The organism is Bradyrhizobium sp. CCBAU 11386, assembly GCF_028128955.1.
Taxonomy (GTDB): domain Bacteria; phylum Pseudomonadota; class Alphaproteobacteria; order Rhizobiales; family Xanthobacteraceae; genus Bradyrhizobium.
Window position 1 is genome coordinate 1 of record NZ_LBKA01000131.1, and the last position, 5,206, is coordinate 5,206.

At 57.0% G+C, this 5,206-nt stretch carries 4 protein-coding genes; 3 read left to right on the top strand and 1 reads right to left on the bottom strand.

Annotated features, from left to right (window positions below; all coding sequences use genetic code 11):
• A partial coding sequence (locus tag XI09_RS08990; protein WP_271566520.1) for a transposase occupies positions 1-188 on the bottom strand: 188 nt, incomplete at its 3' end.
• Between the two features lie 765 nt (positions 189-953).
• On the opposite strand from XI09_RS08990, the gene XI09_RS08995 reads away from it, so the two are divergent.
• The 3 genes from XI09_RS08995 to XI09_RS46080 all read left to right on the top strand — a co-directional run bounded on the left by XI09_RS08995 (position 954) and on the right by XI09_RS46080 (position 4,626).
• Entirely contained in the window at positions 954-2,150 is a 1,197-nt protein-coding gene (locus tag XI09_RS08995) for a pyridoxal phosphate-dependent aminotransferase (protein WP_271566521.1), read from the top strand.
• A 515-nt stretch (positions 2,151-2,665) separates the two neighbouring features.
• A complete protein-coding gene (gene nodU, locus XI09_RS09000) occupies positions 2,666-4,420 on the top strand; it encodes a nodulation protein NodU (RefSeq protein WP_097669602.1) in 1,755 nt (584 codons plus the stop codon).
• Between the two features lie 92 nt (positions 4,421-4,512).
• Complete coding sequence (locus XI09_RS46080) at positions 4,513-4,626, top strand: transposase (protein WP_097669603.1); 114 nt, start codon at positions 4,513-4,515, stop codon at positions 4,624-4,626.
• The last annotated feature ends 580 nt before the right edge of the window (positions 4,627-5,206 follow it).

The following is a 5,206-nucleotide window of genomic DNA, read 5'->3' on the forward strand; positions in this document are numbered from 1 at the left end:
ACGGTCTTATAGTTCGGATAGCACTGCGGCAGCATGTGCCACTGCGCGCCCGTGTTCAAAATCCAAAGAGCGGCTTCGAGAACCTGACGCGTCGCAATCGGCTTCCGGCCCGGCCGGCCGTCGGCAATGTGCTCTTCCGGAAAGTGTTTCCGGATGCGCTCCCATTGCTCGTCCGTCAGCCGAATCATCTTTCCTTTATAGCCGATCGACGCTGATCTTCAATTTTGAGATAGGTTCTAGTCAATCTCAGGGGGCGGTCTCGAATAGAGCGGCTTTGTCGATCTCAACCTCCGCGAAGTGAAACCGTCCCGCTCACGCCATTAATCTTTGCTTCCATTTGGCTCACATATGGACCCTCTTCATCAGCTTACATGGGGCATGATTGTCTGGAGCGGTCGCAACATCTTAACGCGCGTTTCAACGCTTGCCGGATCAACTACTAACACTGATATTGATCAGGCACCATAATTCCTGGCCATGATACACCGTGCCGCCTGCGCGGATCAGGCGAATGACGATGCATCTTCAACGAGTTTGGCAAGAGCACTGCAATATGTCACCGTCAACGGCTCTGTCGCGGCGCGCGCGGCCAAGTTCTCACTTTGCGAAATCCTTTGAGCGCCGAGGTCATTCAGTATCCATGTGCCGGCGGCAATACGCTTCGCAAGTAGGACGATGGAAGAGGCCCGCATTTTGCAGGCAGTCCAGGAGGGCGTTCTATGCAGCGATAGTCGAGCCGAAGAGCCGTCCGTTTGATGTTGAGCCAAAATTGTCGCACCAAGCACTCAGCATGGAGAGACGGCAATTAGGCTGTCGGCGTTGTGTAGGGTGGCTGTGTCGGTCGAGGTGAGATCGTCAGCCTCGCCGAATATGGCTCGATGGCTAGACCGCGAGAGCACGGCGGTCGCGAGCTTTGGCTCGCTGCTCGAGTTCGACGACCCTAGGAGGTCACTTTGCCGTCAGACTCGACATCGTTCTGTTTTACAGAGCATGCGCCCGGCGCCCAGGACGTGGCGTCGGGTTCTGTTTTTGGCGGGCATCAGTTTATCGATCTCGCAAATGACGAGATCTTCCAACCACTCTCATTAGCGCACGAGAGGGCAATGGTTACTGTCGATTCTGGGGCGAGCGGCGTCGTGGATCCCATTGGCCTCATGCCGCTCCGCAAAGCTATTGCGGAAAGGCTCGCGGCGCAGACAGGCGTTGATTGGAGTACGGAAGAGATCGCAATCACTGCCGGCTCAAAGGAAGCGCTGCTTTATGCGGGCTTGGCTGTCCTAGAGAGGGGCGACGAGGTTATCATTATCCGCCCCTGGCAGCCGTTGGTCCCAGCACTGGTTCACGCCGCTGGCGCAGTACCAGTGTTCGTCGATGCCCGGCGCCCACGATATACTCCTGATGTCAACTCAATCCGAGCTGCCGTTACATCGCGGACTAAAGCGATGATTATCAATTCACCCAACAATCCCACGGGCGCAGTCTACAGTCGAACAACATTGCAGGAGGTCGGCGAGCTTGCTATCGAATTCCGAATATGGATCATTTCGGACGAGCGCTACTCAAGATTAGTATTCACTGGTTTGCACCGCCATGAGTCGATCGTCGTGGCGCACCCGGCCGTGCGAGCGCGAACGATCATAGTCAATCCATGTTCACAGGCGCTGGCAATATCAGGCTCTCGCTTGGGTTATTTCGCGGCTCCCAGGGCCATCGTTTCCGCCGCAAGAAAGCTTCAGGGCTATGCAGCGATAACACCAAGTCGAGAGGCGCAGCAGGCTGCGCTGAGCCACTTTCACGTCGCCGGCGGCCGCATTGAGCGGGAGACATACCAACGGCTTTTCGACGCTTGCGACATGGGTCTTAACATCCTTTCCAATCTACGTGATGTAACCCCACCTCGTGCCGACGGGGCTTTCTTTTTCTATCTTGATCTGAACAGGCTTGCATCTGCTTTGCAGGACGAAGGTCGCGTTGGAGTGACGGATGATGTTGCAAGCTGGCTCCTGAAGCAAACTAATGTGGCTTGCGTTGCGGGAGACACGTTTGGCGACGTCAACGGTCTGCGACTCTCATTCGGCGCCCCACCGGGGGCGTCGGCGATCGGACTGAAGCGCATCGTCCAGGCGCTAAATAGCCTTAGGATCAAATAACCGCCGGTCCAGTCCCAGATGAAAGGCATCGATATGAATATCTGCGCTTCAGCTGATGACTGGCACTCCGCAATGTAAGCAGCTCCTATGTCTGTTAACGGCGAACATCGGTTGAATCGTGACATCAAAGACCGCGGTTCGTCGTCGCCTCTGGAGGTCACGTCTCCTGATCTGGTCTGGAAAGGATCGGTTAACGATCTCACTATCCGGTAAAGAGTTCCGCTGCACTCGTTCGCTCGGCGTCGGAGGAGGCACAAGGGCCGCAGGTGGCATGCACGCAAATTGTCGCCGTAGGCGGGAGTGCTTGGTCCGAAACCGAACGCGTCCGGTGTCACGAATCGGTCAAGTCGCTTCCAACTCCGACTTCGATCAGACAATCGCCAGTGATTCCTCTGATTGGAACTGGCCCAGAGCGTGCATCGTGACAAATGGAGCCCATCTGAGTCTTGCGGCATGAGCAACAGTTGCGGCACCTCCAAGTCGAGTGGATCACCGACATTAGGTTCGGAGACAGTATGCGCATCTGCGGTATCAAACTGACCCATGACGGAGCAGTCGCTCTTATCGAGGACGGACGGCTTGTCTTTTGTATCGAGCAGGAGAAGCGGGGCAATAATCCGCGATATCAAAAAATCGACAATCTCGATGCAGTTGTTGTCGCCCTGGCAGAGCACGGTTTAGATCCGCGAGACGTTGATCGCTTCGTCATCGACGGATGGTGGGGCGAGGTCGAGTCACAATTTGAGGTTTTCAGTGGGACTGCACCCATTACCCTTAAAGGGGCGCCGTATGTTGAGGGCGATGCCGAAGGCCTCCTCATAGCGCACGACGGCTCTGGGCTAATGCTCAACGGGAGCGCCTTCCCCTATCAAAGCTATCCGCATGTCACAGCCCATGTGGCTTCGGCCTTTTGTACTAGCCCTTTCGCCAAGGCCGGGCAGCCCGCGTTCTGTCTGGTGTGGGACGGCGCCTCCTTTCCACGTCTCTACCATATAGAACGCCGCGCAGCCAGGTTCCTCGAGTGCCTCTTCCCGCTGATCGGGCATGCTTATGCTGCCGCAGGCTACCACTTCGGACCATACAAGCAGTCGAACCGGACAAAGTGGGACCTCGGTGTTGCGGGCAAGTTGATGGCCTATATCGCGCTCGGTTCGGTCGACGAAGGCATCGTCGAGGTGTTTCAGGAGCTCTACGAAAAGCACTTTAGCACGTTTACGGAGCCAGTCGATCGTTGCAGCGAGGACGCCGCGCTTGAGCCTGTCCACGAGTTCTTCGATGCCAGCGCGCTACGGTTAAAAGCCAAAGCCCCCGAAGATGTGCTTGCATCCTTTCATTGGTTCCAAGAGCGTCTGCTCGTTACCAAGCTCGCGAGTGCTATACAGAGACATTCGAGGCTTCCCGCGCGCAATCTGTGCATCGCCGGCGGTTGCGGTCTCAACATAAAATGGAATAGCGCACTGCGAGCTGCCGGCTTGTTCGATGCTATCTGGGTCCCACCCTTTCCGAATGACAGTGGCTCGGCAATAGGTGCCGCTTGCTCCGCATTGGCGGCGGACCAAGGCTTCGTACCATTGGAATGGTCCGTCTATAGTGGTCCAGCCGTGGAACGAGGCGACGTGCCGCCCGGATGGGGCAGCTCACCATGTAGCATGCGTGAACTTGCAACGATTCTCGCCAGCAACAAGCCCGTTATTTTCCTTGCCGGCCGGGCGGAGCTTGGACCTCGGGCTTTGGGTAGCAGAAGCATACTGGCCGCGGCGACATCGCCGCGAATGAAGGACCGTCTCAACGACATCAAACTTCGCGAGCACTTCCGGCCTGTAGCGCCAATATGCCTAGAGGATCGTGCGCCGGATATTTTTAGTCCTGGAACGCCAGACCCTTACATGCTCTTTGAGCACCTAACACGAGCAGAATGGCGGGACAAGATCCCCGCTGTCATGCATCTGGACGGATCTGCGCGATTGCAGACTATTTGCAGGACCTCTCAGCACAAAATCGCCGAACTTCTCGTCGAATATGAAGGGCTGACGGGCATTCCGCTACTATGCAACACAAGCGCCAATCACAATGGACGCGGGTTTTTCCCGAATGCGGCATCTGCCTGCCAGTGGGACCGCGTTGACCACGTGTGGTGCGATGGCGTGCTGTGGACCAAACGCGCGGGGGGAGACCAAGCGCTGGCCAACGGCATCTTTCTCTCTCAGCGCGCGGAGGCGGGACCGTACGCCGAAGATCGGATACCTGCCGCCAGAGGCCGCCTTGTTTGACGAACGCGATCGCTGCAGGCCTAGGGTAATCCTAGGAGAAGCGCCATGACGATTTCGAGCGCGGAGGTGATCACTCGGCGGCGCGGTGGTCGCTGGATGAGAGGGAGCGGCTTGTTGCAGCATCGCTGGAGCTCGGCGCCAGTGTTTCCGAGGCGACTCGCATGGCCGGCCTTCATGTGAGCCAGCTGCTCAGGTGGCGCAGGTAGCTTTGCAAGCACGCTGAAGCGAGTATATAGCGCCTTCGTGGCGGTCGAGATTGGGTCGTCTGTGCCACCGCGGGAAGTGGCCGAAGCGCCATTGACGACGACGGCAGCGCGTCGATCGAAAGGGCCAGGGCATCATCGACATTGATCTTGGTACGGGGCACCGCATCCGGATCGATGGCGAGGCTGATACCGTCGCGCGTCTTTTGGAGTAATCCGAAACTCGACGTTCGGGAACATCGTGCTGATGTTTGCAAGCCTGCCGTCCGCCTTGAACTGAAGTATCTCGACGATAGTTGGCGATGCTCATGTAATCGGTTATTCCGAGCACATGAACGTCGCTCTGCGTCTCAAGCGCTGCTAGGTAGGGGTGCCACCCTCCGACAAAATTATCAGCAAGAATGCTGCCCGGAGTGTGAATGTGAGATCCCATCTTCTCCAAATCGAACCTGCTTCGAAACTCAAATTGATACTCCCAGCAATATGGGGCGCGACTCCGGTACCATGCCGATGACATCTTCGTTCGACGACCCCGAAAATAGATTAGCAGGCAGGCGCGCAACTGCAGGCGGAGACATGAATA

Excerpts from the sequence above, each read along its gene's own strand:
- nodU (WP_097669602.1), top strand. The coding sequence starts at position 2,666 with ATGCGCATCTGCGGTATCAAACTGACCCATGACGGAGCAGTCGCTCTT.